The sequence below is a fragment of the Frisingicoccus sp. genome (assembly GCF_048388605.1).
In the GTDB taxonomy this organism is placed as follows: Bacteria; Bacillota; Clostridia; order Lachnospirales; family Lachnospiraceae; genus Frisingicoccus.
Genome location: NZ_DBGCTU010000053.1, coordinates 1 through 26062, shown reverse-complemented (window position 1 = coordinate 26062; position 26062 = coordinate 1). Strand labels below are relative to the sequence as shown.

Annotated in this window: 26 protein-coding genes and 1 pseudogene; 4 read left to right on the top strand and 23 right to left on the bottom strand. The window is 45.8% G+C overall.

Annotated elements, in window-relative coordinates:
* Positions 1 to 14: 14 nt before the first annotated feature.
* From priA to ACMN7X_RS14590, 6 genes and pseudogenes are all read right to left on the bottom strand, one after another.
* Positions 15 to 2240 carry a replication restart helicase PriA gene (gene priA / locus ACMN7X_RS14615; protein WP_418748184.1) on the bottom strand — a complete coding sequence of 742 codons (2226 nt, stop codon included), beginning with the start codon at positions 2238 to 2240 and terminating at the stop codon, positions 15 to 17.
* 98 nt (positions 2241 to 2338) lie between these two features.
* Positions 2339 to 3442, bottom strand: a complete 1104-nt coding sequence (gene rpoD / locus ACMN7X_RS14610) for an RNA polymerase sigma factor RpoD (protein ID WP_418748183.1) — start codon at positions 3440 to 3442, stop codon at positions 2339 to 2341.
* Positions 3443 to 3647: 205 nt separating this feature from the next.
* A pseudogene (gene rpoZ / locus ACMN7X_RS14605) lies at positions 3648 to 3896 on the bottom strand (DNA-directed RNA polymerase subunit omega); the annotation flags it as partial.
* 3 nt (positions 3897 to 3899) lie between these two features.
* Positions 3900 to 4544 (bottom strand): guanylate kinase, encoded by a 645-nt coding sequence (gene gmk / locus ACMN7X_RS14600; protein WP_418748182.1) that lies wholly within the window; start codon positions 4542 to 4544, stop codon positions 3900 to 3902.
* Positions 4537 to 4803, bottom strand: a complete 267-nt coding sequence (locus ACMN7X_RS14595; RefSeq protein ID WP_418748181.1) for a DUF370 domain-containing protein — start codon at positions 4801 to 4803, stop codon at positions 4537 to 4539. Before ACMN7X_RS14595 ends, gmk begins: the two co-directional genes overlap by 8 nt.
* Positions 4804 to 4825: 22 nt before the next feature.
* On the bottom strand, positions 4826 to 5704 hold the full coding sequence (locus ACMN7X_RS14590) for a YicC/YloC family endoribonuclease (protein ID WP_418748180.1): 879 nt from the start codon (positions 5702 to 5704) through the stop codon (positions 4826 to 4828).
* Positions 5705 to 5902: 198 nt separating this feature from the next.
* On the opposite strand from ACMN7X_RS14590, the gene ACMN7X_RS14585 reads away from it, so the two are divergent.
* The gene (locus ACMN7X_RS14585) at positions 5903 to 7648 is read left to right on the top strand and encodes an Rqc2 family fibronectin-binding protein (RefSeq protein WP_418748179.1); all 1746 of its coding nucleotides are present in this window, start codon (positions 5903 to 5905) and stop codon (positions 7646 to 7648) included.
* A 52-nt stretch (positions 7649 to 7700) separates the two neighbouring features.
* On the opposite strand, the gene ACMN7X_RS14580 is transcribed toward ACMN7X_RS14585, so the two are convergent.
* The 4 genes from ACMN7X_RS14580 to ACMN7X_RS14565 all read right to left on the bottom strand — a co-directional run bounded on the left by ACMN7X_RS14580 (position 7701) and on the right by ACMN7X_RS14565 (position 9639).
* Entirely contained in the window at positions 7701 to 8357 is a 657-nt protein-coding gene (locus tag ACMN7X_RS14580; protein ID WP_418748178.1) for a GDSL-type esterase/lipase family protein, read from the bottom strand.
* A 154-nt stretch (positions 8358 to 8511) separates the two neighbouring features.
* Positions 8512 to 8898 carry a hypothetical protein gene (locus ACMN7X_RS14575; RefSeq protein WP_418748177.1) on the bottom strand — a complete coding sequence of 129 codons (387 nt, stop codon included), beginning with the start codon at positions 8896 to 8898 and terminating at the stop codon, positions 8512 to 8514.
* Positions 8899 to 8919: 21 nt separating this feature from the next.
* Complete coding sequence (locus ACMN7X_RS14570) at positions 8920 to 9288, bottom strand: hypothetical protein (RefSeq protein ID WP_418748176.1); 369 nt, start codon at positions 9286 to 9288, stop codon at positions 8920 to 8922.
* A gap of 123 nt (positions 9289 to 9411) precedes the next feature.
* The gene (locus ACMN7X_RS14565) at positions 9412 to 9639 is read right to left on the bottom strand and encodes a hypothetical protein (protein WP_418748175.1); all 228 of its coding nucleotides are present in this window, start codon (positions 9637 to 9639) and stop codon (positions 9412 to 9414) included.
* A 112-nt stretch (positions 9640 to 9751) separates the two neighbouring features.
* Here ACMN7X_RS14565 and sdaAB point away from each other — a divergent pair, with 112 nt between their 5' ends.
* Together sdaAB and sdaAA are read left to right on the top strand one after the other, a co-directional pair.
* Positions 9752 to 10423 (top strand): L-serine ammonia-lyase, iron-sulfur-dependent subunit beta, encoded by a 672-nt coding sequence (sdaAB, locus tag ACMN7X_RS14560; RefSeq protein ID WP_418748174.1) that lies wholly within the window; start codon positions 9752 to 9754, stop codon positions 10421 to 10423.
* A 21-nt stretch (positions 10424 to 10444) separates the two neighbouring features.
* Complete coding sequence (sdaAA, locus tag ACMN7X_RS14555; protein ID WP_418748173.1) at positions 10445 to 11326, top strand: L-serine ammonia-lyase, iron-sulfur-dependent, subunit alpha; 882 nt, start codon at positions 10445 to 10447, stop codon at positions 11324 to 11326.
* 77 nt (positions 11327 to 11403) lie between these two features.
* Here the strand turns inward: sdaAA and ACMN7X_RS14550 are convergent, their stop codons facing one another.
* From ACMN7X_RS14550 to trxB, 12 genes are all read right to left on the bottom strand, one after another.
* A complete protein-coding gene (locus ACMN7X_RS14550) occupies positions 11404 to 12528 on the bottom strand; it encodes a permease (RefSeq protein ID WP_418748172.1) in 1125 nt (374 codons plus the stop codon).
* 53 nt (positions 12529 to 12581) lie between these two features.
* Positions 12582 to 14186 (bottom strand): FAD-dependent oxidoreductase, encoded by a 1605-nt coding sequence (locus ACMN7X_RS14545; RefSeq protein ID WP_418748171.1) that lies wholly within the window; start codon positions 14184 to 14186, stop codon positions 12582 to 12584.
* Positions 14187 to 14198: 12 nt separating this feature from the next.
* Positions 14199 to 14873, bottom strand: coding sequence for a 4Fe-4S dicluster domain-containing protein (locus tag ACMN7X_RS14540; RefSeq protein ID WP_418748170.1), 675 nt, complete (start codon positions 14871 to 14873; stop codon positions 14199 to 14201).
* 20 nt (positions 14874 to 14893) lie between these two features.
* Positions 14894 to 15727 carry an FAD/NAD(P)-binding protein gene (locus ACMN7X_RS14535; RefSeq protein WP_418748169.1) on the bottom strand — a complete coding sequence of 278 codons (834 nt, stop codon included), beginning with the start codon at positions 15725 to 15727 and terminating at the stop codon, positions 14894 to 14896.
* Positions 15720 to 16760 (bottom strand): 4Fe-4S dicluster domain-containing protein, encoded by a 1041-nt coding sequence (locus ACMN7X_RS14530; RefSeq protein WP_418748168.1) that lies wholly within the window; start codon positions 16758 to 16760, stop codon positions 15720 to 15722. Before ACMN7X_RS14530 ends, ACMN7X_RS14535 begins: the two co-directional genes overlap by 8 nt.
* Positions 16761 to 16763: 3 nt before the next feature.
* A complete protein-coding gene (locus tag ACMN7X_RS14525; RefSeq protein WP_418748167.1) occupies positions 16764 to 17759 on the bottom strand; it encodes a 4Fe-4S dicluster domain-containing protein in 996 nt (331 codons plus the stop codon).
* Positions 17752 to 18204 (bottom strand): hydrogenase iron-sulfur subunit, encoded by a 453-nt coding sequence (locus tag ACMN7X_RS14520; protein WP_418748166.1) that lies wholly within the window; start codon positions 18202 to 18204, stop codon positions 17752 to 17754. Before ACMN7X_RS14520 ends, ACMN7X_RS14525 begins: the two co-directional genes overlap by 8 nt.
* Positions 18195 to 20180 (bottom strand): 4Fe-4S binding protein, encoded by a 1986-nt coding sequence (locus ACMN7X_RS14515; RefSeq protein WP_418748165.1) that lies wholly within the window; start codon positions 20178 to 20180, stop codon positions 18195 to 18197. Before ACMN7X_RS14515 ends, ACMN7X_RS14520 begins: the two co-directional genes overlap by 10 nt.
* Positions 20181 to 20202: 22 nt before the next feature.
* Complete coding sequence (locus tag ACMN7X_RS14510) at positions 20203 to 20586, bottom strand: 4Fe-4S dicluster domain-containing protein (RefSeq protein WP_418748164.1); 384 nt, start codon at positions 20584 to 20586, stop codon at positions 20203 to 20205.
* Positions 20587 to 20598: 12 nt separating this feature from the next.
* Positions 20599 to 21381: a CoB--CoM heterodisulfide reductase iron-sulfur subunit B family protein gene (locus tag ACMN7X_RS14505; RefSeq protein ID WP_418748163.1), complete on the bottom strand. Its 783-nt coding sequence runs from the start codon at positions 21379 to 21381 to the stop codon at positions 20599 to 20601.
* A gap of 111 nt (positions 21382 to 21492) precedes the next feature.
* Positions 21493 to 22887, bottom strand: coding sequence for a class II fumarate hydratase (fumC, locus tag ACMN7X_RS14500; RefSeq protein WP_418748162.1), 1395 nt, complete (start codon positions 22885 to 22887; stop codon positions 21493 to 21495).
* Between the two features lie 422 nt (positions 22888 to 23309).
* Entirely contained in the window at positions 23310 to 24221 is a 912-nt protein-coding gene (trxB, locus tag ACMN7X_RS14495; protein ID WP_418748161.1) for a thioredoxin-disulfide reductase, read from the bottom strand.
* A 160-nt stretch (positions 24222 to 24381) separates the two neighbouring features.
* On the opposite strand from trxB, the gene ACMN7X_RS14490 reads away from it, so the two are divergent.
* Entirely contained in the window at positions 24382 to 25374 is a 993-nt protein-coding gene (locus tag ACMN7X_RS14490; protein WP_418748160.1) for a 1-aminocyclopropane-1-carboxylate deaminase/D-cysteine desulfhydrase, read from the top strand.
* Between the two features lie 52 nt (positions 25375 to 25426).
* Here ACMN7X_RS14490 and ACMN7X_RS14485 read toward each other — a convergent pair whose 3' ends face one another.
* Complete coding sequence (locus tag ACMN7X_RS14485; RefSeq protein ID WP_418748159.1) at positions 25427 to 25759, bottom strand: sporulation initiation factor Spo0A C-terminal domain-containing protein; 333 nt, start codon at positions 25757 to 25759, stop codon at positions 25427 to 25429.
* Positions 25760 to 26062 lie beyond the last annotated feature (303 nt).

Genomic DNA, 26062 nt, shown 5'->3' with positions numbered 1-26062 from the left:
ATTCTTCCTCCATTTTAATATAAATTCATCGGATTGATATCGAACTGAACATTTATTTCCCGGAATAAAGCCTCCCCGCGAATAAACGCCTGTGCTCTTTCCCTGCTTCGAATCAATCCATTTATCTCATTGCTTTTTATATAGATCACCTTTCGGTAACAATCTTTTTCTTTTGCGCGAAAGCCCTCTGCCGGCGGCAGTATATGAACGTCTTTCCCGGCCATCACACCGGCAAGAAGCAGTGAGCCCTCCCGGGCTGTCATTTCATCCTCATGCTCAATGATGACCGCCATCATATGCCCGGCCGGCGGATATCTCATCAGCTGCCGATATAAGATCTCCTGGCTGTAAAAGGCTTCAAAATCCTGAGCCGCCGCACAGGTCACCGCATAATGCTCCGGCTGATATGTCTGGATCACTGCCAACCCCGGTTTTTCTCCGCGCCCGGCCCGCCCGGCTGCCTGAGTCAGCAGCTGGAATGTCCGCTCTCCGGCCAGATAATCCCCGGAAAACATGGACAGATCCGCCGCAAGAACGCCAACCAGCGTCACATTCGGAAAATCATGCCCTTTGACGATCATCTGAGTTCCGACGAGTATATCCGCCTCCCCCTTCGAAAAGGCCTGAAACACTTCCATAGAACTGTTTTTCCGGCGCATTGAATCCCGGTCCGCCCGGAGAATCCGCGCCTGTGGAAAACGTTTTTCCAACATCTCCACAACCTTTTGCGTTCCCATGCCAAAGGCCCCGATATATCCGGAACCACATTCCGGACAATTTCCCGGCAAAGGCAGTGTCAATCCGCAATAGTGGCATTTTAAAACATTCCCCTCAGCCTTGTGCAGTGTCATAGAAATATCACAGTGCGGGCACCGGATAACATGACCGCAGCTTCGGCAGGATATAAAACCGGCATATCCCCGGCGATTCAAAAACAGCAAAATCTGTTCCTTCTTTTCCAGCCGTACTTCCATCTCCCGCTGAAGCTTCCGGCTGAAAATCGAATAATTTTTCTGTTTCAACTCATTTCTCAGATCGACGACACAGGTCTCGGCCATCGCCGCCCCTCCGGCCACTCGTTTCTTAAGCAAATGCAAACCGTAAATACCCCGTACTGCCCGGTCATAGGCAACAACCGAAGGCGTAGCCGACCCAAGGACGACCTTACCTCCGCACAGGCGCATGCGCTCAACAGCCACATCCACCGCATGGTATTTCGGCGTTGTATCATTTTTATAGGCGCCGTCCTGCTCCTCATCGATAATAATCAAACCCGGATTCGGGAATGGCGTAAAAAGTGCGGAGCGGGGTCCGATCATAATATCAATTTCCCCATTTTTTGCCTGGATATACTGGTCATAGCGTTCACCCTCCGACATCCGGGAATTCATGACCGATACGCGCCGGCCGAACCTCTGCCGAAAACGCCCGATATTCTGATAAGTCAGGGATATTTCCGGAATCAGTACGATCGCCTGCCGTCCCGACATCAGAGTCCGCTCGATCAGCTGCATATAGACTTCGGTCTTTCCACTCCCCGTGACGCCATACAAGAGATGAACCATCCGCTCATCCTCACAGATATCCTCCACCGCTTTTTGCTGTTCCCGGCTGAGCTGCACCTGTTTTCCGTCCTCCACTCCCAAAAAAGGAATTCGATAATCGGAAGCTTCCCGGACCTCGATCCATCCATGCTTTATCAAAGTGCGCAAAGCATTCATCGGAGAGGGAACATTTTTTTTCATAATATCCTCTGTGATTCCCTTTCCCTCTCTGTCGTCCAAAAACAGGGCAAGCAGCGCTGCCCGGGAGGCAAATCTCGGCTGAACGGAAAGTTTTTTCATCTCTGCCTCAGCTTCTTCCCGGGAGACCGCCAAAAAATATATTTTTTTCGTTCCCCCCTGAATCTTTCGGCGGACACACAACACTGTCTTCAATGCCTGAATCCGCGTGCATCCATACATCCGGCACATCCAATCCGCCAGACAGATCATCTGAGACTCTACCACCATAGAACCTTTGGGGATACTATATATTTCTTTTAATTTATCCGGCGCATAATCCGGTTTTTCAGAGAATCCGATGACAAAACCTTTAATGATCCGGTTTCCGCTGCCGAAGGGAACCATCACCTGGCTGCCGACCCGGACTTTCGACTCCAGAATCTCCGGTACAATATACTGAAATACCCGATTCAATGCTTCCAGCGATATATCCACAATAATATCTGCGTATTTCAACTCCGTACCTCCAGTATTTTCTGTTGAACAAGAATACCGCAGATGGCCCGCTCCAAAAGCAGGCATCTCCGGTATCCCACAGTTCTTTATAATTCATATTACGCAAGAAAATCTTTCAGCTTCTTGCTTCTCTGAGGATGACGAAGTTTTCGAAGCGCTTTCGCCTCAATCTGACGAATACGCTCGCGGGTCACAGAAAACTCCTGACCGACTTCCTCCAGAGTTCTGGCCTTTCCGTCTTCCAGTCCAAATCTCAATCGGATGACCTTCTGTTCTCTCTCAGTTAATGACTGAAGCGCAACCTCCAGTTCTTCCTTCAGCATCTCGTCCGCCGCATGCTGTTCCGGCTGAAGTGTTGATTTATCCTCGATAAAATCTCCCAGATGGCTGTCTTCTTCCTCGCCGATCGGCGTATCCATAGATACCGGCTCCTTCGAAATCTTCAGAATATCATCCACTTTTTCCACCGGAACTCCCATGACCTTCGCGATTTCCTCCGAAGTCGGTTCACGGCCGTATTCAGCCAGCAATTTACGGGATACCCGAATTGTTTTATTAATTGTTTCTACCATATGTACCGGAATACGAATGGTTCTGGAATAATCGGCCAATCCCCTGGTGATCGCCTGACGGATCCACCAGGTTGCATAAGTACTGAACTTGTAACCCTTTGTATAATCAAACTTATCGACTGCTTTCATCAGCCCGATATTTCCTTCCTGTATCAGATCCAGGAAACTCATTCCCCGGCCCACATAGCGTTTGGCAATGCTCACAACAAGGCGCAGATTAGCCTCAGTCAAATGCTTTTTAGCTTCCTCATCGCCCTCGCCCATACGGCGTGCCAATTCAGCCTCTTCCTCTGCGGACAACAACTGAATATTACCAATTTCTTTCAGATATTGACGTACCGGGTCCTCAATATTAACGCCATCCGGCACGGATAAATCTGTATCCTCAACTCGGACCTCATCATCATCATCTAAAAGAAACTCTGCATCGCTGTCGTCATTGCTGACCTTGAGAACATCAATTCCCTTGCTTTCCAGATAGTCGAAAATCTGCTCACTCTGGTCCGCATCCAGCGCCATGCTGCTGAATGCGTCCATAACTTCCTGATATTCAAGAACATTCTTCTTCTTTTTAGCATTCGAAACCAGTTCTTCCAGTTTTTTTGTAAACAACAACTTATTGTCTTCCATACAAAATTCCCCATATCTCCATTTTCTGCAGTACAACTAAATTATAATGAATTTCTTGTCATATAACAATACGAATTGTAAATTTAATTTGAATTTATGCTTCCGGTTTTTCCTCGTCTCCGCTTCCCGCTTCTTCTGCTTCCTCCGCTTCTTCTCCGGACACTTCCGACATTCCGTCCTCCGCCTCGTCATCTAACTCCAGCATATCTTCGCCGGTCTCATCATCCTCACCGAGGATTTTGATATTGCCGGAATACAGTTCCTCGACCGCGATAGATAAAGGTTTTCTGCCCTCCGCGTCTACCACCAGAGGTTCGGCGCCGGAAATGAGCTGTCTCGCCCGTTTTGCTGTGGCGATCACAATCGAATAACGACTCTGCACTACCGGGGCTTCGCCCTCTTCCACACCGCTGTTGACAACTTCTATTAAATCTGAATATGATGGATGTAACATAAATTATTCTCCCTTCTTGTATGGGGCAAGGCCTTCTCTGAGACTTTCTATCAGTTCCCCGCCATAAACTGTTTTCCTTTTTTCACTCTCAATAATACGATGGATCATTTCCGCGCACTCTGCAGCCTTTCCGGTTTCATTGAGAACAATATAATCATACTTAGGCATATATTCAACTTCTTCCGCCGCCCGGGCCAGACGGGATAAAATAACCTCTTCCGTCTCAGTCCCCCGGCCCCGAAGCCGTGCCTCAAGTTCTTCAACTGTCGGCGGCGTCACAAAAATCAACGCCGTTTCCGGGTAACGTTCCTTCACTTTTAAAGCGCCCTGCATCTCAATCTCTAATACAACGGAAATTCCCCGGTCCAATTTATCGAGCACAAAATCCTTTGGAGTTCCGTAATAATTATCGACATAGCAGGCATACTCTAAAAACCGCTCTTCACCGATGCGCCGTTCAAATTCGGCTTTATCCAAAAAGAAGTAATGCTCACCGTCCACTTCCCCCTCCCGCGGATCACGGGTCGTTGCGGAAACAGACAGGCAATATTCCTGAGCATGGGCGCTGAGAAGTTCTTTTACAACTGTTCCTTTACCGGCGCCGGAAAATCCGGAAATAACCGCCAGAATTCCTCTCTGATCATTCATCTTCCTCATCCTTATTTATAACTTTGCCGGCAAAACGCCCGGTGAGAGTCTCCGGCTGTAAGGCCGAAAGCACCAGTTCATTATTTTCCATAACGATCACTGCTTTTGTCCGGCGTCCCTGGGTGGCGTCAATGGCCATTCCCGCATCCTTGGCATTTTGTATCATGCGCTTGATCGGCGCAGAATCCGGATTAATGATGGCGATCACCTTACTTGTATTCACCACATTCCCGAATCCTATATTCATAAGCTTTCCCAAAAATCATCTCTCCTGTTCAGGCTTATTCAATATTTTGTATCTGTTCTCTGACTTTTTCAATCTCCGTCTTTAAATTAATAGCCCGGTTCGCAACCTCCAAGTCATTTGCTTTGGATAAAATGGTATTTGCCTCCCGGTTCATCTCCTGAGCAATGAAGTCCAGCTTTCTTCCAATGCTTCCGCCCTCCAGCAGCGCATTGCGCGTGCTTGTGATATGACTGCGCAGGCGAACGATCTCTTCATCCACACAAATTTTGTCTGCAAAGATGGTTGTCTCCGTCACAATACGGCTCTCATCAATGGTGGAATCTCCAAGCAGCTCCCTGACCTTTGCCTCCAGCCGCTGGCGATGCTCCGCCAGGATCTCCGGCGAACGTGCCTCAATGAAATCCACATCCTCAAGCATTCCGTCCAATTTGCCGATCAGATCATTTTTCAGATTTTCACCCTCAGCCAGGCGGGTTTCCACAAACTGTTCGCTGGCTTTATGAAGCGCTTCTTCCAAAACACTCCAGAGCTCATCCGCATCAATGCTCTGCTCTTCCAGCGTCAATACATCCGGATAACGGGATAAAACCGATACCCGTACATCATTTTCAATGCCGAACTGGTCACTCATCTGCTGCAGGACACGGACATATTCCGCCGCCAGTTCTTCATTATATTTAAGGACCATATTATTCTCCGTATAGTCCTCATAAGTGATAAATACATCCACCTTCCCGCGCTGGATATATTTTTTCAGAAGATTCCGAATGGCCGCCTCAAAAATGCTCAGTTTTTTAGGCATTTTCACATTAATATCACAATAACGGTGATTGACTGCCTTCATCTCAACAGTAATCTTCTGCTGTTCATTTGCGATTTCGCTTCTGCCGAAACCTGTCATACTTTTCAACATTGCATGGTTCTCCCATCTATCAAGTAAATTTGTAAAGTATGGTTATATCTTTCCATAGTAAGGCTATTGTATAACCATATCAATTTATTATAATTCAAATAAAAAATACCGTCAATAGTTTCTCTCCTCATCTCTTGTAGAAATTTTTAATATTTGTTATACTTGATTTATTCTAATTTCAAGCAAGGAGAAAATATCATGGCTTTTGACGGAATTGTAATTTCCAGTCTAGTATGGGAACTGAATGAACGGCTTGCAGACGGCCGTATCAACAAAATATATCAACCGGAAAATGATGCGATCGTGCTGACCGTCAAAAACAACCGGAATAACTATCGCCTGCTGCTCTCCGCCAGTCCTTCCCTGCCTCTGGCCTATCTGGCTGAGGACACGGGGACAAATCCGATGGCAGCCCCAAACTTCTGTATGCTTTTGAGAAAGCATATCAGCGGCGGCCGCATCGTTTCGATCATCCAGCCGGAGATGGAGCGTATCATCAAATTTGAGATCGAACATTTAAACGAACTCGGCGACTTATGTACAAAATTTCTGATCGTGGAGTTGATGGGCAAACACAGCAATATTATATTCTGCCAGCCGGACGGCACCATCATCGACAGCATTAAACATATTTCACTCAATGTCAGTTCTGTCCGGGAAGTCCTCCCGGGCCGCAGCTATTTTATTCCAAATACCATACAAAAAATGAATCCCATGGCTGTCGGAGCTGAGGATTTCATAGAGAAAGTGCTGTCAAAACCCCTGCCCGTCGGCAAAGCCATTTATACAAGCCTGACCGGTATCAGTCCGATCATTGCCGAGGAAATCTGTTTCCGTGCTTCCATCGATTCGGGAATGAGCACCAGCGGATTATCAGACGCCGAAAAAATTCATCTGTTTGGCGTTTTCAGCCGTCTTATGGAGGATGTGGAAAATCATCATTTCGCACCGGTCATTATCTACCGGGGTAAAGAACCGGCAGAATTTTCCGCCCTGCCTTTAACCTGCTGCAGTGATCTGGAAAGCCGGAGTTTTGATTCGATCTCCACAGTGCTCCGCAGCTATTATGCCGAAAAAAACGCCGCCACCCGGATTCGTCAAAAATCCCATGATCTGCGCCATGTGGTAAACACCGCTTTGGACCGCACCCGAAAGAAATATGATCTGCAGTTAAAGCAGTTAAAAGATACGGAAAAACGGGAAAAATATAAAATCTATGGGGAAATGCTGAACACCTACGGTTATGGCCTTGAAGAAGGCGCAAAAAGCCTGACCTGCCTGAATTACTACACAAACAAAGAAATCACCGTGCCCCTGGATTCAACGCTCTCGCCTCAGGAAAATGCCAAAAAGTATTTTGAGCGGTACGGCAAATTAAAACGTACCTTCGAAGCCCTGTCCACGCTGACGGAAGAAACCCACGAGGAAATGGAACATCTGGATTCCATCAGCACTGCACTGGATCTGGCTCAAACTGAGGGGGATCTGGCCCAGATTAAGGAAGAACTGATCCAGGCCGGCTATGTAAAACGTCACACCGGCGGAAAAAACACCAAAAAACAAAAGCTGACAAGTCAACCGCTTCATTATATTTCCTCCGATGGGTATGACATTTATGTCGGAAAAAACAATCTTCAAAATGAAGAGCTGACCTTTAAGTTTGCCAACGGCGGCGACTGGTGGTTCCATGCCAAGGGTATTCCCGGCTCCCATGTTGTCGTAAAAACCGGCGGCGATGAACTGCCTGACCGCACATTTGAGGAAGCTGCCCGCCTCGCTGCATACTATTCCAAAAACCGTTCCAGCGAAAAAGTGGAAATTGACTATATTCAGCGCAAACATGTCAAAAAGCCAAATTCGGGAAAACCGGGCTTCGTCATTTATCATACAAATTATTCAATGATGATCACACCGGATATTTCAGATATCCGGCTGGTAAAATAAACCGCAAAAAGGGATTCAACGGCCGATTGTTGACCGGAGAATCCCTTTTCTTTTATTCGTTTATTATTTCTTTGACCTTTCCGGCGAGAGCCTCCGCCAGCTTTAAATGCCCCTCCTCCATCATATGGATACTGTCGGCTTCTCCCGGCTCTGCCACAGCCGCCGCATCAAAAAATTCACACCCAAACTGATCGGCCACCAATTTATACCAGTAAGCCATCCGTTTTGAATTCTCCACGGCTTCCCTGCCTTCAAAAAATTCGGCAAAGGGAGATGCTTCAATTCCCGCACCCACATGTATCGGCGACACAATAAGAATCTTTGTGTCCGGTTGATTGCATTTATATTTCAAAAAACTTGTCAGCTTCATCATCATATTTTGAAGTCCTCCGGCAATATCTCCTGCCGGAAGGTGAAACTTTTTCTTCAGTTCATTAGAACCCAGCATAATGATCAGCATATCAAAAGGCACATGGCTTTCCACCATCGGCAGAACATAATCCATACCCTTTTTATTTCCCCATTCCCATGGGTCCTCACAGGAGATAGTCCGGCCATTCTGGCCTTCCTCTATAATCTGATATTCATCGCCTAAAATCTGCTGCATCCGCATCGGCCACCGGGTGTTTTCGTCATACCTCTCACCCGTCACCGGATTGTACCCCCATGTATTTGAATCTCCAAAACAAATGATACGTTTTTTCTTCATGACTCATTCACCCCTGATTTTTCCTGTTCCAAGGCCGAAGCTCCTGCCCCCTGCTGTGTCCGGGCTCTCTCCAAAATAAATTTTTCAAGCTGCCCCTTCTCCTCCGGCCGACAATATATTTTTTTAGTTCTCTTCTTTCCATGAATATCTACCTTTACAATATGCTTTTTCCCGAATTTCTGACTTTATGTATGGATGACCATGGAACAAATCCCTGATACGTCCGAATTCCATTTTCACAAATCCGCTGAGGGAGACAGTCCATAAAAAATCCAACAACAAGCTCTGCAAAAAGCAAAATAAAAAAATATGTACTTTCCTTTGTTTTACCTATCCAAATGCCATAAATACATAATAGAAGCAGCACGACATAAAGTACGGCACTTGCAGCGATAAGCTGTCCGGATTTTCGAATCTTATATATTGCCTGCCCGGACCGTGCCTCATTGCCAAAATGATAATACCATTGCCTGCATATAAGACCCAGAATAAACACTTGATATAATATAAAATACCTGCTGATATAATCAATAATACCCATCCGACCACTCCCCTCATACGTTCATTTTTCGTTCCACCATCCAAAAAAAAACTCTGCAATAAAAACAATGGAAATAACAATCAAAAATTTAAAAGCAGAACGAAACAGATTTATATACAGTAAAAACGCCAATAAAATTATCATCGCCGCCGATCCGACAACATATATCTCTTGCTTCACAAAGCGCCCGATAAATTGGACAGTGCAGATGAGCAGCGTAAGAACACTCTGGTAGAGAATTGCATACATTCCGTATTTAACAACCTCAAACGTATTCCGTGTCATTTCCTGCATCTGTACAGCAAATGTATCTGCATAATATAACATTCCGGCACAAACAATCAACAAAAAAATATACAAAACCGTAACTATCCTTTTTTTGCTTTCCACAACCTTCCTCCTTTGCAATTAAAGCAACAATATTCTGACTAATTTTAGTATAATATATTTTTTATCAGAAAACAACAGGGTGACCATGAATTGCATCATTCATGCCACCCTGTTCTATTCATGTCAGCCCTCCACAATCCATTCTTTGCGCTGCTCCAGCTCTCTATTGACAACGCCAATCCAGTACATTTCTTTTTTCAAAAGGTGCCTGTCCCACGGCAGCATGGATTTTTTTCGGTTTTGAAGCTGAGATTTCCGCAGCAGCAGATCGGCAACCAGTTCCTCTTTTGTAGCCAGTGCCAGCGACTCCTCGTCCCATTTCCGAGGTTTTGTTAAAGTTTTACGATACATATACTCCCCCTGATTATCAATCTATGTTTTCTGTCTCTGGATTATTACAAATTGCGCTTTTAAATCTTTCTTTTTTAGTATATCATAGAACTATAGAAAAGGAGAAGGTTTTATGAACGATATTAGTATGTTTGATATTATCGGTCCGAATATGATCGGACCTTCCAGTTCCCATACGGCCGGGGCTCTGCGGATTGCCCATCTGGCCGGAAAACTGGCCCCGGCAAAAATCCTTTCCGTAACATTCATCCTCTACGGTTCTTTTGCATGGACTTATCGGGGCCATGGAACGGACAGGGCGCTGGTCGGCGGGATTCTCGGTTTTCTCCCGGATGATGAACGAATTCGGGACTCCTTTCAATATGCTAATGCGGCCGGTTTGAAATATGAATTCATTGAAAATACCACTGAAAAAAATATTCATCCAAATACAGTGGACATTTTGCTGCGCTGCGAAAATGGTCGGACAATTGAACTTCGTGGGGAGTCGATTGGCGGAGGAAACGCTGTTATCCGGCGCTTAAACGGTGTCGACATCGCGCTTTCCGGCGCATATTCCACATTGATCGTTCATCATAAGGACAAAAAAGGTGTTCTGGCCTATATGACAACCGTGTGCAGCGGCATTGATCTGAACATTGCTTTCATGAAGGTTTACCGCAAAGCCAAAGGGGATGATGCTTATGCCATCATCGAGGTTGATTCTGATATTAACCCTTCCATCATTAATGTATTGGAATGTCATGATGCCATCATCAGCGCAACCATCGTACCGGCAATTTAAAAACGGGGGAGGAATATTTTAATGAATTTTATCAGCGGAAAACAACTGCTTGAAATATGCTCTGAAAAACATATTCCGATTTCCCAGGCCATGTTTTTAAGGGAAACGGATTATCTGGAGCAGGACCCGGTGGATGTGACACGAAAAATGGAACGGGCTTATGATATTATGAAGCAAGCCATTCATCGGGCTTTGACCGAAGATCTGATCAGCACCGGCGGTATGATCGGCGGCGAGAGCAAACAGATAGACGCCCTTAGAAAAGCAGGAAAAAATATATGCGGTCCTCTGGTTTCCAAAGCCATCGCTTATGCCGTCGGTGTCCTGGAAGTCAATGCTTCCATGGGCCTTATCGTAGCCGCGCCGACTGCCGGCTCTTCCGGGGTTATTCCGGGCGTGCTCTGTGCGGCGCAGGAAGAATATAATATGGAAGACGCTGTCATCATCCAGGCTCTTTATACGGCGGCCGCCGTCGGCTATCTGATCACCCGAAATGCAACGACCGCCGGCGCCGAAGGCGGATGTCAGGCTGAAGTCGGCTCTGCCAGTGCCATGGCTGCGGCGGCCATGACTCAGCTTATGGGCGGAACGCCGGCCCAATGTCTGGACGCCGCCTCCTTTGCACTCATTAATATTCTCGGACTGGTTTGCGACCCGGTGGGCGGCCTTGTTGAAATTCCATGTCAGAACCGAAATGCCATGGGTGCTTCCAACGCTTTAATCAGCGCAGAAATTGCCCTGAGCGGTATCCAAAGCGTCGTACCGATTGATGAGGCCATCGAAGTAATGTACCGCGTCGGCCGCGCACTGCCGGTTTCTTTAAGAGAGACATCCCAGGGCGGAACTGCCACAGCGCCAAGCGCCTGCCATGCCTGTCGGGTTAAACAAAAAACGATTGTGTGAAAAGCAATATAAAGAACAATATTTAAAAAGCTTCTCCAAGTCATCTTCTGACTTAAAGAAGCTTTCTTAACATCTATTTATCCGAACAAAATGACAATAAACTGGGATGCCAACACAACTGCAACCAATGCTACCGGATAAGTGGCCGCATAGGCAGAGGCCACATCATCGCTCTTGCTCACACGAATCAGAGTACCCAAAGCCGGAGTACTGGTCATACCTCCGCAGATAGAGCCCAGAGCATTGAACAGGCAAAGCTTTAACGGCTTTCTGGCCACAAAAAAACCTACAAACATCGGAATTACAGCCATGATGACTCCATCCAAAAAGAGCACCACACCATACTCCTTTAGAATTTCCACAAAGCCTGCACCGGCGCTGACTCCTGCACCCAGCAAAAACAAAATCAATCCAAGTCCCCTCATATTTTCCAATAATTTTTTATTAACAGAAATATTTATAGGACCTATATGTGCAAAATGTCCGAAAATCAATCCTGCAATCAGCGGGCCGCCGGATGTCCCCAAAGAGAAGGTCGCGCCGCCGGGCAGCGGTAAAGTAATTTTAGCCAGCAAAAGCCCCACCACAATTGCTGCTGCAAAGGCAAAAAATCCATCCGGATCAATGTCAAAAAATCTTCCGCTGCAGGGCTTGATGGTTATAGTGGAGGCCGCTTCCATTTTCTTTCTTTCCTCGTCCATATTGGCTTTCAATAATCTAGGTGTCAGCTGTACAAAAAATACAACGCTGATTACGCCAAAAGGATAGGCAATTCCATAACCGATAGATGCCATATCTTTTGCATCACCTGCTGCTTCCATAGCTGCTGCAAGTCCCGGTGTGCTGGTGAGAGATCCGGTCAGCAAACCGGTTGCAAGCGCTGCCGGTACATTAAACAATTTGATGATGACCCCGCAGGCTAAGGCACCGGAAAAAACGATGAGCAGCCCCAACAACACGTAAGATGTGGCATTTTCTTTGAAATTGCGAAAAAATTTTGGACCGGCGATGAAGCCGACGGAAGTGACAAAGCACACCAAGCCAAAGTTCTGAATAATAGCCGGTATTTCCACTCCAAAGTGACCAAATACAAGCGCTACCAACAATACACCTGCGGTTCCAAGCTCCATACCTTTGATGCGGATCCTTCCCAGCAGACAGCCGATTGCTGTAATTAAAAATATAGCTAATAACGAAGTCATCTTATGTTTTTTCTCCTCTAACCATTATCTATCATTTGTTATCTTAATTTAAATTAAATATTTTTTTGATGAGTGTAATTCGGCAGCAATTTGGGAGAAACGATATTGCTTTCAATTCCGGCCTCCTTTATTTCGGCATCAAACTGATCTACATGCTCCAGGGTCAACTCACCAACAGTAACGCTCTTCGCCTTTTCAGAGGCCTGCTGTCCGGCGCTGCGACCGAATACGATAATGTCCAACAGCGAATTTCCCATCAAACGGTTGCGCCCATGGATGCCTCCGACAACCTCACCGGCTGCATACAAGTTTTCTACGCAGGTCTGCCCGTCAACTCTAATATCCAGACCGCCATTCTGATAATGCAGTGTCGGATAAACTAAAATAGGCACTTTGCGGATATCAATATCATATTTACCAAACATTCTCATCATAGCCGGGATTCTCTTTTCAATGGTCCCTTCACCGTGGATTTCTTCAATCAGAGGGGTATCAAGCCATACAGCCGGTCCTTCACCGGTCTCCAGACCCCCTCCCTGCTCTGCACATTCTTTAATAATTGAAGCCGCCTCCACATCACGGGTCTCCAATGGATGAACAAATGCAATGCCATCTTTATTCAACACCTGTGCACCAAGAGAACGTACCTTTTCAGTTACTAAAGCACCAAGAATCTGAGAAGGATATGCTGCACCGGTAGGATGATACTGAAGTGTATCGGCATACAGCAGCTTGGCACCGGCACGATAGCCCAAAATCAAGCCATCAGCGGTTGCGCCGTAGTGATTGGATGTAGGAAATCCCTGGTAATGCAGACGACCTGCTCCGCCAGTGGCAATGATGACCGTCTTAGCCTTAGCTATCAGTATATCTCCGGTTTCCATATTCATCAGCACAGCACCTGCTGCCTTGCCTTCTTTATCCTTAATCAATTCGATGGCTGCAGTAAAGTCAACCACCGGGATACCGCGGTTCAACACTTCATCCCGCAAAGTACGCATAATCTCTGCACCAGAATAATCCTTAGCAGCATGCATTCTCTTTCGGGAAGTCCCTCCGCCATGAGTAGTAATCATAGTACCGTTTTCTTCTTTGTCAAACATAACACCCAAATCATTCAACCATTTTACAGCACCAGGGCCTTCGGTTACCAGTTTTTTCAAAAGTTCCGGCTTGTTGGCATAATGGCCGCCGCCCAAAGCATCCAGATAGTGGACAGCAGGAGAATCGTTCTTTTTGTCAGCAGCCTGGATACCGCCCTCCGCCATCATGGTATTAGCATCACCAATTCTCAGCTTAGTTACAATCATAACTTCAGCACCATTCTCATGAGCCTCAATTGCAGCAGAAGAACCTGCTCCGCCACCCCCGATGACCAAAACATCCACTTCATAGTCCACCTTGCTCAGATCAATGTCCAGATTCTTCACTCGGCTGTCAGCCTGCAGCAGAGCAGCCAATTCGGTGGGAACCTTTTCGCCTTTATTGGGACCTGCCTGCAAAACAGAAAAGCCCTCCCACTTATAATCCGGATGAAATTTACTCAGCACATCGTCCTTTTGATCGGAAGTCAGACGCTCCGGCAGCACGCCCAAACGGCTGGGGCGGGTAGCTTCTACTTTTTTGATAGACTCTAACAATACCTCAGATGTATACACAGTTACCCCTCCTTATTTCTCAATTTCTCTGGTATTATACAGCTCTTTGATTTCTTCAATCGGCTTCTGCATCAAATCTTCCAGCATCTGATCAAAATCGCCGTTTTCTATTTCCTTTACACGATTGGTCAAATGTGCGGCCGACGGCATCAAATATTTGCCGGTCAGACGTCTTGCCAGGATTGCTACCTGCGGATGAGAAATCCTGGCCGGACAGCGAGAAGAACAAACACCGCACATAATGCAGTCGAAGGACTCCTCTGCGCATTTCTTAAACTCGCCTCTCTGAGCATAGGCAATGTACTGCATCACATTCAAGCCCTGGGTACAACTCTTGGTGCAGGCATTACATCCAATACAACTGTATATTTCCGGATAAAGCTGCATCATAATCTGCTCATCAGGAGTCACCTTTTTGATGTCGTATAGCTCCTTCACCAGTGGAAAATACGGCAAGGTAGCCACATACATATTGTTTTCAACTTTTGTCTGGCATGCCAGACATGCATGCAGATCACGGTCATTTTTAATTCTGTAGATGGTTGCACACGCACCGCAAAATCCGTTACGGCAACCACATCCGCGAATCAGCTGATATCCAGAGTACTCCATAGCACCCATGATTGTCAGATTGGAGGGAACAGAATACTTTTTTCCAAATAAAAATACATTTACCATTTCTTCCATAATTTTGTATCCTCGCTTTATCAATATTCGTTAGGAAGTTCATCCAACTGATCACATCGGAACACCGGACCATCCTTGCAGACATATTTATCACCAATATTACAACGACCGCATTTACCAATGCCGCATTTCATACGAAGTTCCATAGTGGTATATACCTGAGTTTTTTCGAATCCCAGCTCCTGGAGGACAGACAGAGTAAACTTAATCATAATCGGAGGACCACAAATAATCCCAATCTTATTGGTGTCAAAATTCAGTTCTTTCACATAATCCGGCACAAAACCCACATGTCCGTCCCAGCCCTCCTGCGGACAATCAATAGTCAGATGCACATTAATGCCCTCTTCCCGATACCACTCATTGATAATTTCAGGATAATCAACCAGGTCGTCTTTAGAACGTGAACCATATACAATGTCAATCTTGCCATAGCGATCCCGATAATGGCGGCAATAGTTAATGACCGAACGCAAAGGCGCCAGACCAATACCACCGGCAATAAACAAAAGATCCTTTCCTACAAATTCCGTATCAACCGGAAAAGGATGCCCATAAGGGCCGCGTATCAAAATCTGCTGCCCGAACTCAATCTGGTGAAGCCAAGCCGTCAGGCACCCGCACTTTTTAATACTGAATTCCTTAAAGTCGGTATTGGTTGGAGAGGAAGTAATGGAAAACATTGCCTCGCCTACGCCGGGAATAGAAATCATGGCACATTGTCCGGGTTTATGATCAAAAGGAATTCCACCATCCAGAGTGTTTACCCGGAAGGTTTTTACATCGGGCGTATCAACGCGCACGTCGGTTACGACACCAATGGAAGGAATTAGGCTTTCATGAATCTCACTCATTATCTTCTCCTCCCAATGCTCTAATCACTTTTACAATATTCATGGAAATGGGGCATTTCGCCAGGCAGCGCCCGCAGCCAACGCAGGAATACATTCCATTGTTGTTAGACGGAAAGTATACCAGCTTGTGCATGAACCGCTGGCGAAACCGCTCTATCTGTGTCTTACGGGAGTTACCGTGCGCCATCAGTGTAAAATCGGAATACATGCAGGAATCCCAGCAGCGATACCGCTGTACGCCATGACCATTGTCGTAATCACGAATGTCATAGCACTGACAGGTAGGACATACAAAAGTGCAGGTACCGCATCCAAGGCAGGATTCGGACAATCTGGCCCATTTGGGAGAATTAAACTTCTCCAACAGATGTTCACCGTCAAAACCTTTCAGATTCAAATCCTTAAGCGGCAGCTTTTCCAGAATGGACCGAATCTTCTTCTTCTGCTCTTCTACTTTGGCCTCGCCCTCAGCTCCGACTTCTTCCAAAAGCTCGGACACTGCTTCCGTATAGGCTTGCCCTTTTTCAGTGTTTGCCCGCCAATACAGGTTGTCGCCTGCCATCCAGCAGGTGATATCTCCAGCTGGACTTGCCGCTTCAATACCAAATATACTGCAAAAACAGGTCTCCTCTGGTTCATTGCAGGCCATGGTAATAACTACGCCATTTTCCCGACGGTTCTGATAAAAGGTATCCATCGGATCCGCCATAAATACCTTATCCAGCACGTTAAAGCTTTCGGCATCACAGGCCCTTACGCCGAATACGACAAAGGGCTCAATTAAATCGCGGTTTTCCTCCACTGAAAGGCTCTTGCCCTCCACCTTAAACTTCATCATGTTCTCTGTCTGCGGGAAAAACAAATCTTTAGCGGATTTTAATGTATTCAATTTGTCCAAACGGACCCAGGCATCCTCACTCCAGCGGTGAAACTCTACTTGGTCGTTTTTCTCAATGGGCATATACAAAGCCTTGTTCTCTGCCATTTTGACAAACAGTTCAGGCAGACGATCTACTGTAATTTTCAACATCATCCTTTACCGCCTCTCTTTTAACAATGCACGCGCAACGTCATTGGTTATGATACCAGGTTCCACATCCGTTTTGGTGTATTCGGTCAGCGGTCCCTTTGTTTCCAAATCGGCGCCAGCCTGATACTCACCGTAAAACTCATCAATATCTTTAATAAACTTACGATTCAACAAATGCAGCGGAATGCCCTGAGGACAAACACGGGAACACTCTCCGCAATCTGTACAACGTCCAGCCACATGGAAGGCCCGTATGATATGAAACATATTCTCTTCAAAATCATCGGCATTCGACTTTGCGGCTACGCCAGAGGCGGGATTATCAAACACACACTGCAGGCAGGAACAAGCGGGACACACATTACGGCAGGCATTGCAGCGGATACATTTGGAAAGCTCATCTCTCCAAAAATTGAAACGTTCATCCGGCGTCATCGCTTCCAGCTTAGAAACCACTTCAAACCGATCTGTGTCGGGCTTCCATGCAGGCTCGTCAGACTTGATCACTTCATCGGCGGCCACATGCCGACTGCCTTTGCAACAAAAGCATCGATCCAAAATCACATTCTCCCGCTGAATGATCCTGTTTCCATACAGAGTTTCTATCACCAACCGAGACTCTTCCTCTTTAATGCCCTGAATACCCTTAATTCCCATATTACGAATCTTATTAATATCCAGCTTTCCACGGCAAGGCACGCCTACTGCATACACATTTTCCCGTATAATCCGGTGCTCCGTCAGTAGCTGATTGAAACTGTATGTATCACAGGGTTTCAAAAGAGCAATCACCTTTCCATCTTTCTTTGTTTCTTTAATCAAATATTTGCTCAAATTGGAAGCAGAAAAACCATCGTACACCAGAGCTTTTAATTCCTCTAAAGAATTAAATACCGCCGGTGTTTCATCATAGAAAAACTCACCGGTTTTCCACCCAAGGACCCGGTCAGCCGCCCGGCTTTTCAAAAGCTCTCTGACTTTCTTTTTAATTAAATCAGTCATTCTTGCACCTCAGATCCCTTAATTTCTTATTTTCACCCAGTTCATGGATAATTTTAGCGAACTCATTCATCGTATTGGAGAACTTAACACCCTCCGCTGCAGAAATCCACTCTACTCTGGTACGTTCTCTTTCAATTCCCAGATAATCCAACATACTAAACAGCAAGGTCATGCGTCGCCTTGCAAAATAGTTTCCGGATGTATAGTGACAGTCTCCCGGGTGGCAGCCGGCAATAATCACACCGTCAGCACCCCTCTGGAAAGCCCGCAGAATAAACAGCGGATTGACACGGCAGGAGCATGGTACCCGTATGATCTTCACCTCCGCCGGATATGACAAACGGCTGGAACCAGCCAAATCGGCGCCGGCATAGCTGCACCAGTTACAGCAAAAGGCTACGACGAGAGGCTTATACTCTTTTTTGTTTTCTTCAATTAACGGCATATTGCATCCACCTCCGCCATAATTTGATTCGTCGAGAAACCCTTCAGATCCATTGCACCGGAAGGACAGGTAACGGTACAAGCGCCGCAGCCCTGACAAACCGCCTCATTTACCTGCGCAATGCGGCGAACCTCCCTTACACCATAATCGTTGACCTCTTTCTCGATATATGAAATAGCACCATAAGGGCATACTTTCTCACAGTTGGAGCATCCGTTACACTTCACCTCATTCGAATGCGCCACACAAGGATTATTTACCAGATGGTCCTTCGCCAAAAGTCCGATCACCTTAGCCGCACAAGCGCCGGCCTGCGAAACCGTTTCCGGAATATCCTTTGGACCCTGTGCCATACCGGCCAGGAAAATACCCGCCGTCGGGCTTTCCACGGGCTTCAGCTTCGCATGTGCTTCTGTCATAAAATCGTTCGTATCGATGCTGGCAGTCAGCATCGTCGCTACACTCCTGGCAGACTTATCCGGCTCCGTAGCAGCGGCCAAAACCACCATGTCAGCCTTTATCCTTAGCTGCTTATTATTCAAAAGATCCGACCCCTGCACAATCAACTTACCATCTTTATCGGTAACCTTGCCGACCATTCCCTTAATATAGTGCACCCCATATTGTTCCACCGCACGACGGTAAAACTCATCAAAGTTCTTACCCGGTGTACGCACATCTATATAAAATACATATACCTCCGTATCCGGATACTTATCACGAACGAGCATCGCATGCTTGGCAGTATACATACAACAGATCTTAGAGCAGTAGGATTTACCGCAGCCGGAAGTGTCACGGGAGCCGACGCACTGTATAAATACCAGCGTGTGCGGATGCTCATGATCAGAGGGCCGAAGCAGCGTGCCCTGGGTCGGGCCGGCTGCATTCATCAGACGCTCAAATTCCAGAGAAGTAACCACATCGGGATACCTGGAATATCCAAATTCATCGAAATTATCTAAGTTAATCAGATTGAAGCCGGTAGCCATGACAATGGCGCCGTACTTCTGCTTTATGATCTCATCTTTCTGATTGAAATCGATTGCATGGGCCGAACAGGTCTTCTCGCAAAGACCGCATTTGCCGGTCTTCATATGAATACAATATTCTGGATCAATCGTCGCTGCGTTCGGAATAGCCTGTGCAAATGGAATATAAATCGCGCCGCGGTTAACCAAACCCATATTAAACTCACTCTTTGCTTTGCGGGACGGACACTTATTGGTACACTCACCGCAGCCGGTGCATAAATCGGTATTAACGTATCGGGCCTTTTTACGAATAGATACCTCAAAGTTACCAACAAACCCCTTAACAGACTCTACTTCACTGTAGGTGTACAGGGTAATCTTATCGTTTGCTTTCGCATCCACCATCTTAGGGGTCAGGATACATGCGGCACAGTCGAGTGTGGGAAAGGTTTTATCCAATTGTGCCATCTTCCCACCAATAGTAGGAGATTTCTCCACAATATCCACTTCATAACCGGCTTCTGCAATATCCAGAGCTGTCTGAATACCGGCGATTCCACCGCCGATAACAAGTGCTCTTTTCGTAACATCACTCTGGCCTGCAATCAGCGGAGTATTTAAATGTACTTTAGCGAGGGCTGCCTTAGCCAGGATAATGGCTTTCTCTGTAGCTTCCATCCGAACTTTATGAATCCAGGAACAATGTTCGCGAATATTGGCGATTTCCACCATATAGGGGTTAAGGCCGGCAGACTCTGCTGCCTTTCTGAAAGTTGCTTCGTGCATTCTGGGAGAGCAGGAACACACAACAATACCCGTCAGGCCGTAATCGGCAATCGCCTTTTTTATCAGCGCCTGACCATTTTCGGAACACATATACTGATAATTCACTGCATATACAACACCGGGTTCGCTTTTAACCGCTTCTGTTACGGCATCGACATCAACAGCTGCGGCAATATTCGTTCCACAATGACAAATAAAAACGCCTATCTTCTGCACTTATGATTTCCACCCTTCTAGGTTATTTACTATACTTACGAAATGCACTGACAATCGCCTGCTGAGGAAGTTTTTCTTCCAGTTTGTCCGGAATTTCTTCCGCCTTCAAATGGTTTTCACCCTGACGGCGGATCACAGCCAGACGTACCGCTTCAATCAGGTTAGCCGGTTCTACACTTCTGGGACACCGCTCCACACAGGCAAAACAGGAAAGACAATTCCAGATGGAGTTCGACTGTATGAGCACATCTATATCTCCATTTTCTACCATTGCCACAAACTGATGCGGATGATATTCCATCTCATCATAGGCTGGACAGGTACCGGAACATTTTCCGCATTTCATACATTTTCTGGTATTGACGCCACTCATTCTGAGGATTTGCTCTTGTGTATATTTTCCCATCATAAATCCTCCTTATTTCACGCCTAATGCTTCTGCCAAAAGTTCCGTAAAGTATACAACGGGAAGCTTATGCTCTGTGCTATTGGCATCTAAATTGTACATACAAAGCGGGCATGCGGTAATAATTATCTCTGCCCCTTTATCAATCGCAGAGGAAATGATCGCATCCACTTTCTTTTCGGCCAGTTTTTTATTTTCCATGCTGACATACCCGCCGCAGCATTCATTGCGATAAGCCGTCTCTACCGGGGTTGCTCCGATACTGCAAATAAAATCCTCTATAATCGTAGGATTTTCAGGATTATCAAACTGCATGACTCCGCTGGGACGAAGCAGCAGGCATCCATAGTAGGCGGCAATCTTCCGTCCTTTGAGCGGGTTTACTACTTTCTCTTTGATTTTTTCAAAGCCAACCTTATCCCGCAGCATCTCCAGATAATGAATTACCTGTGTCTCACCGGTATACGGCTCATCCGGCTGCAAATAATTGTTGACTTTCATCTGAATATCCGCATTTTCCTGCATATCATGATTCACCCGTTTGATCACATGATGACATGCAGAACATAGCGTTAATAGTACCTGGTCCTTCTTCCTTGCGCTCTCCAGCGCTCTTACGGCCGAAAGCTTCGTTGCGATTTCATCGCAGGCCATAGGATATACAGCGCCACAGCACTGCCAATCGGGAATTTCTTCCATTGTAACACCCAAAACCTCCGCAGATTTTCTTGCATACATGTCAAGATCTTTCGCCTTGGTTTTCAGAGTACATCCCGGATAATAACTAAAAATCATCTCGCACATCCAATCTCTGTTTTTTTCCATGCAACCGAAGCAGCCCAAGCTGCTCCGGTGCGAGTTACACAATAAACCGGAAGACTGTAAGCTTCCCCCAAAGCTTTCAATTTATACCATATCCTCCGGATGGAACACTTCGTCAAATCGCTCTTCCGTCAGAAAACCCAACTTAATACAGGCTTCTTTCAAAGAAATGTTTTCTTTAAATGCTTTCTTCGCAGTCCTGGCTGCGTTATCATAACCAATATACGGATTCAAAGCAGTAACCAGCATAAGCGAATTATGCAAATTGTGCTTCATTACCTCCCGATCAGCCGTAATACCCACCACACAATTATCATGGAAGGATTTCATCCCATCCGCTAGCAAACGAACAGACTGAAGAAAATTGTAAATCAAAACAGGCATAAATACATTCAGTTCAAAATTACCCTGAGATGCTGCCATACCAACAGCCACGTCATTAGCGATCACCTGTACCGCCACCATCGTCATGGATTCACACTGTGTCGGATTCACCTTGCCTGGCATAATGGAACTTCCGGGTTCGTTTTCAGGAATATGGATTTCGCCCAAACCACAACGAGGGCCGCTTGCCAGCCAACGAACATCATTGGCAATTTTCATCAGGTTTGCCGCCAGTGCCTTCAGTGCGCCATGGGCAAACACCAAATCATCCTTGGAAGTCAACGCATGGAACTTATTGGCTGCTGTTACAAACTCTTTGTCCGTCAGCTCACTCACTCGCTTCGCCACCTCCTCGGCAAATCCTTTGGGAGTATTCAGCCCGGTACCAACTGCTGTACCGCCCAGTGCCAACTCCTTCAGTCCCGGCAAAGCCTTCTCCAACATATCCTTAGTTTTTTCAATCATGTTGCGCCATCCGCTAATCTCCTGAGAGAACTTAATAGGAGTCGCATCCTGCAGATGAGTACGTCCACTCTTAACCACATCATTGTTTTCCTTTTCCAGCCGCTTCAAAGTTTCGATAAACTCATCCATCACCGGAAACAATTTATCCTCTATACTGATCACTGCTGCAATATGCATTGCCGTAGGAAAGGTATCGTTAGAACTCTGCGACATATTAATATGATCATTTGGATGTAAAAATTTCTTGCCGTCTAAATCCCTGTCAGCAAAAATTTTTGCTGCAATCTCATTGCCGCGGTTTGCAATGACCTCGTTGGCATTCATATTTGACTGAGTGCCGCTTCCCGTCTGCCATACCACAAGCGGAAAATGATCATTCAAAGATCCTGAAATCACTTCGTCACAGGCTTTCTCAATGACCGCCTTTCTGTCCTCATCCAGTTTACCCAAATTAAAGTTTGCCCTGGCCGCTGCCTTCTTTAAAATACCAAAGGCATGAATAATTTCCCGGGGCATCAGTTCATCGCCAATTTTAAAATTCTGATAACTTCTCTGGGTTTGTGCTGCCCAATAGCAGTCTGCCGGCACCTGAACCTCACCCATCGAATCACATTCAATACGGTATTCCATTGGTCTTTCCTCCTAATACAATGTATAATTTCTCTTACTTTATAAGATAATTTTATAGGATGACTTATAACAAATGTGCAACAGAAATATAACATCTAAAAATGTATAAATAATTTTCTATAAGCATTTTTTTATATACAGATTAAGTGATTTTGCACAAACATCAGACCCTAATTCTTTAATATGATAATAATAATATGTGCAAACTGACAGATGTTTAAAAAAATGATAAAATACGTAACACTTTTGTAGCGGTTAATCCGGCATAATTATTGTAAAATTTATTAAATTATCGACACCAAAAATAAAACGGACTATCCGAATTTCTCCATCTCCAAATTTATCCTTGGATTATAGAAGTAATTCATGATAGTCCGCTTTTTAATTCAATTCAATATAATAGCAATTTTATGCTCTGCAGGTTATTCATTCCGATTAACATATTCACAGGCTGCCAGTCCGGCGACAGCTCCGTCCGCCGCTGCCGTTGTCAGCTGACGCACTGTCTTTGTCCGGCAATCGCCCGCGGCAAAAACGCCGTCATTGCTTGTCCGGCAATCCTCTCCGGCCCGAATATAACCGCCCCCATCCAGCTCAACCAACGGTTCAAATGCCTTATTGTCCGGCATCTGTCCGATTGCCACAAAAAGTCCCGCAACGGAAATCTCGCGGCTTTCTCCTGTTTTCGTATCTTTCACACGAATTCCCTGAACATTTCCCTCTCCGATAATATCGGTAACCACTGCATTTAACACAAATTCAACGTTGTCTTTCTTACGGAGATTTTCTGCCAGCCACTGTTCTCCCCGGAATTCATCCCGCCGATGAATCAAATAGACTTTCTCGCAATAAGCGCTTAAGAATTCCGCATCCTCCAGGGCTGTGCTTCCGCCGCCGACAACCGCCGTCACCTGTCCCCTGAAAAATGCGCCGTCACAGGTAGCGCAATAGGACACACCGGCTCCGACAAGGGATTCCTCCTTATCCACGCCAAGGGGCCGATTTTTTGCCCCTGTCGCCAGAATCACCGAATGGCATGGAATCTCTCTCTCTTCTGTGTATACCACAAAATCCTTACCCTCTTTTTCTACTCGGATGACTGCTTCAAATTCAATCTCCGCCCCAAGATTCTGAGCCTGCTCATACAGCCCGGTGGCAAATTCAAAACCGGAAATCTTCGCGATCCCCGGATAATTTTCAACCTCCGGCGAATTGATGATCTGTCCGCCGTAATTTTCTCCCTCGAGCACCAGTACACTTTTTCCTGCGCGCACACCGTAAATGGCTGCCGAAAGTCCGGCCGTACCTGCGCCTATGATCACTATATCATACATAAAACTAACCTCCGTCATATTAAAACATTTATATCTCAGTTTAACACAAATCCGGCTTTCTTAAAAGTCCCGCATGCAAAACCATTGACTTTTCATCTATTTCGCCCTAAACTAAATTGAAATAACACGATATTCTATCTTTGAAAGGATGTGACTGCAAATGTTTGGTTATCCAAAACTGGCCTTCCTGAATCTTCCGACCCCTGTGAGTTATCTTTCCAATCTGTCGGACAGTCTGGGCATTGAACTTTATATGAAGCGGGATGATCTAACCGAATTCGGTGTCGGCGGAAATAAGCTGAGAAAACTGGAATATCTTGTCTATGACGCTAAAGAAAAAGGGGCAACCATGCTGATCACCGTTGGCGGAGCGCAGACAAATCATGGACGTCTGACCGCCGCAGTTGCCGCAAAATATCAAATGAAATGCGCTATTGTTGCAATGGATGATTATCCGGGCATCCTCACCTCTAACATGCTCCTTGACCGCATTTTCGGCGCCTATGTGTTTTTACATAAAAATGACGGCACCCCGCTGATGGATGTGGTTGAGCGGGTCGCCGACAAATTTGAGTCCCAGGGAGAACGCTGCTATTTCATTCCGATGGGCGGTTCCAATGAAATCGGCGCTCTCGGTTATTACGAATGTGCCCAGGAGATAAAAAATGAATTTAAGTCCGGCCGTGTTGTCGTTCCCCTCGGGAGTATGGGAACCTACATGGGGCTTTTCTGCGGCCTCCACGATTCGGGCCTGAAGCTGACCGGCGTGCAGATCATGCCTTATGAAGAGAATATTTTCAATTATGCCGTCAACTATTTTCATCGGGTCAAAGAAGCCTGGAAACTGGATTTCGATGTTACCGAAGATGACTTTGATATCGCAACAGATTATCTCTACGGCGGCTATAATCTTCCTTCCGGGACTGTGCGGGATGCAATTTATGATATGGCCCGTTCCGAATCCATTATTCTGGATCCATGCTATACCGGAAAGACCTATGCAGCCCTTCGCGATATGGTTGAACAAGAAAAAATTCAAAAAGGAGAAACCGTTATTTTCATTCACACCGGCGGACTTCCCGGCGTTTATACCCCATCCCATCAAAAAGCCTTTGAGGCGGAACTGATGGACGGCGTAACCGTTTTGAAATAATAATTCTAAAAAAAGAAAGTATTTCCTCCCCTCAAAGAAAATACTTTCTTTTTTATTGGATATTTTCAGATAATAGATAACTTGACAATATATCTATAAATTCGCCGGATGTCGGCCTTTCATAAAGCGGGATCCCCGCCATAGACTCCAGAACGTCTGTATACTCGCTGCCCCAGCAGCGTTTTACCACCGTTCTTATATCTCGCTCTACACAATTAATTGTCGTATGATGAAGTCTTGCGATTTCCGGGTACAAGGATTTAGAAATATACAGCAGAAGGGATGCGTCCTCCATCACTAATCGCACCGCATCTGCCACATAGTAATATCCCTTGTATGTACGCCGTATTCCCAGTGCCTTTAATACCTCGTCTATACGGCTCATAATTCACCTCCTGCGCTGACCGTTTTATGATAACACAGCCGTCGTTTTTTGTCATCATATGCTCAAAAAAGAATACACATAAGACATGCTTCGACATATGTCTACACGGTTTTTCACAGATTTTCTTTAAATAAAAGAAAACAATCCTAAACTAAATATTTCCGAACTGATTTTATAGAAGAAGTTCTATTAAATTATATATGTCTTTTTAACTATCTTTTTATATCTTCTCAAATGTCCGCAAAGCCTTATTTTATCGGCTCTACGGGCATTTTGCTTTTGTGGTAAACCTCACATATCTAG

Excerpts from the sequence above, each read along its gene's own strand:
- ACMN7X_RS14575 (WP_418748177.1), bottom strand. The coding sequence starts at position 8,898 with ATGGGTATTATTGATTATATCAGCAGGTATTTTATATTATATCAAGTG.
- ACMN7X_RS14585 (WP_418748179.1), top strand. The coding sequence starts at position 5,903 with ATGGCTTTTGACGGAATTGTAATTTCCAGTCTAGTATGGGAACTGAAT.
- ACMN7X_RS14505 (WP_418748163.1), bottom strand. The coding sequence starts at position 21,381 with ATGATTTTTAGTTATTATCCGGGATGTACTCTGAAAACCAAGGCGAAA.
- ACMN7X_RS14535 (WP_418748169.1), bottom strand. The coding sequence starts at position 15,727 with ATGAGTGAGATTCATGAAAGCCTAATTCCTTCCATTGGTGTCGTAACC.
- trxB (WP_418748161.1), bottom strand. The coding sequence starts at position 24,221 with ATGTATGATATAGTGATCATAGGCGCAGGTACGGCCGGACTTTCGGCA.
- ACMN7X_RS14525 (WP_418748167.1), bottom strand. The coding sequence starts at position 17,759 with ATGACTGATTTAATTAAAAAGAAAGTCAGAGAGCTTTTGAAAAGCCGG.
- ACMN7X_RS14540 (WP_418748170.1), bottom strand. The coding sequence starts at position 14,873 with ATGGAAGAAATGGTAAATGTATTTTTATTTGGAAAAAAGTATTCTGTT.
- ACMN7X_RS14490 (WP_418748160.1), top strand. The coding sequence starts at position 24,382 with ATGTTTGGTTATCCAAAACTGGCCTTCCTGAATCTTCCGACCCCTGTG.
- ACMN7X_RS14580 (WP_418748178.1), bottom strand. The coding sequence starts at position 8,357 with ATGAAGAAAAAACGTATCATTTGTTTTGGAGATTCAAATACATGGGGG.
- ACMN7X_RS14510 (WP_418748164.1), bottom strand. The coding sequence starts at position 20,586 with ATGGGAAAATATACACAAGAGCAAATCCTCAGAATGAGTGGCGTCAAT.
- sdaAA (WP_418748173.1), top strand. The coding sequence starts at position 10,445 with ATGAATTTTATCAGCGGAAAACAACTGCTTGAAATATGCTCTGAAAAA.
- ACMN7X_RS14550 (WP_418748172.1), bottom strand. The coding sequence starts at position 12,528 with ATGACTTCGTTATTAGCTATATTTTTAATTACAGCAATCGGCTGTCTG.
- fumC (WP_418748162.1), bottom strand. The coding sequence starts at position 22,887 with ATGGAATACCGTATTGAATGTGATTCGATGGGTGAGGTTCAGGTGCCG.
- rpoD (WP_418748183.1), bottom strand. The coding sequence starts at position 3,442 with ATGGAAGACAATAAGTTGTTGTTTACAAAAAAACTGGAAGAACTGGTT.
- ACMN7X_RS14530 (WP_418748168.1), bottom strand. The coding sequence starts at position 16,760 with ATGATGTTGAAAATTACAGTAGATCGTCTGCCTGAACTGTTTGTCAAA.
- ACMN7X_RS14565 (WP_418748175.1), bottom strand. The coding sequence starts at position 9,639 with ATGTATCGTAAAACTTTAACAAAACCTCGGAAATGGGACGAGGAGTCG.
- ACMN7X_RS14590 (WP_418748180.1), bottom strand. The coding sequence starts at position 5,704 with ATGTTGAAAAGTATGACAGGTTTCGGCAGAAGCGAAATCGCAAATGAA.
- sdaAB (WP_418748174.1), top strand. The coding sequence starts at position 9,752 with ATGAACGATATTAGTATGTTTGATATTATCGGTCCGAATATGATCGGA.
- ACMN7X_RS14485 (WP_418748159.1), bottom strand. The coding sequence starts at position 25,759 with ATGAGCCGTATAGACGAGGTATTAAAGGCACTGGGAATACGGCGTACA.
- gmk (WP_418748182.1), bottom strand. The coding sequence starts at position 4,544 with ATGAATGATCAGAGAGGAATTCTGGCGGTTATTTCCGGATTTTCCGGC.
- ACMN7X_RS14520 (WP_418748166.1), bottom strand. The coding sequence starts at position 18,204 with ATGCCGTTAATTGAAGAAAACAAAAAAGAGTATAAGCCTCTCGTCGTA.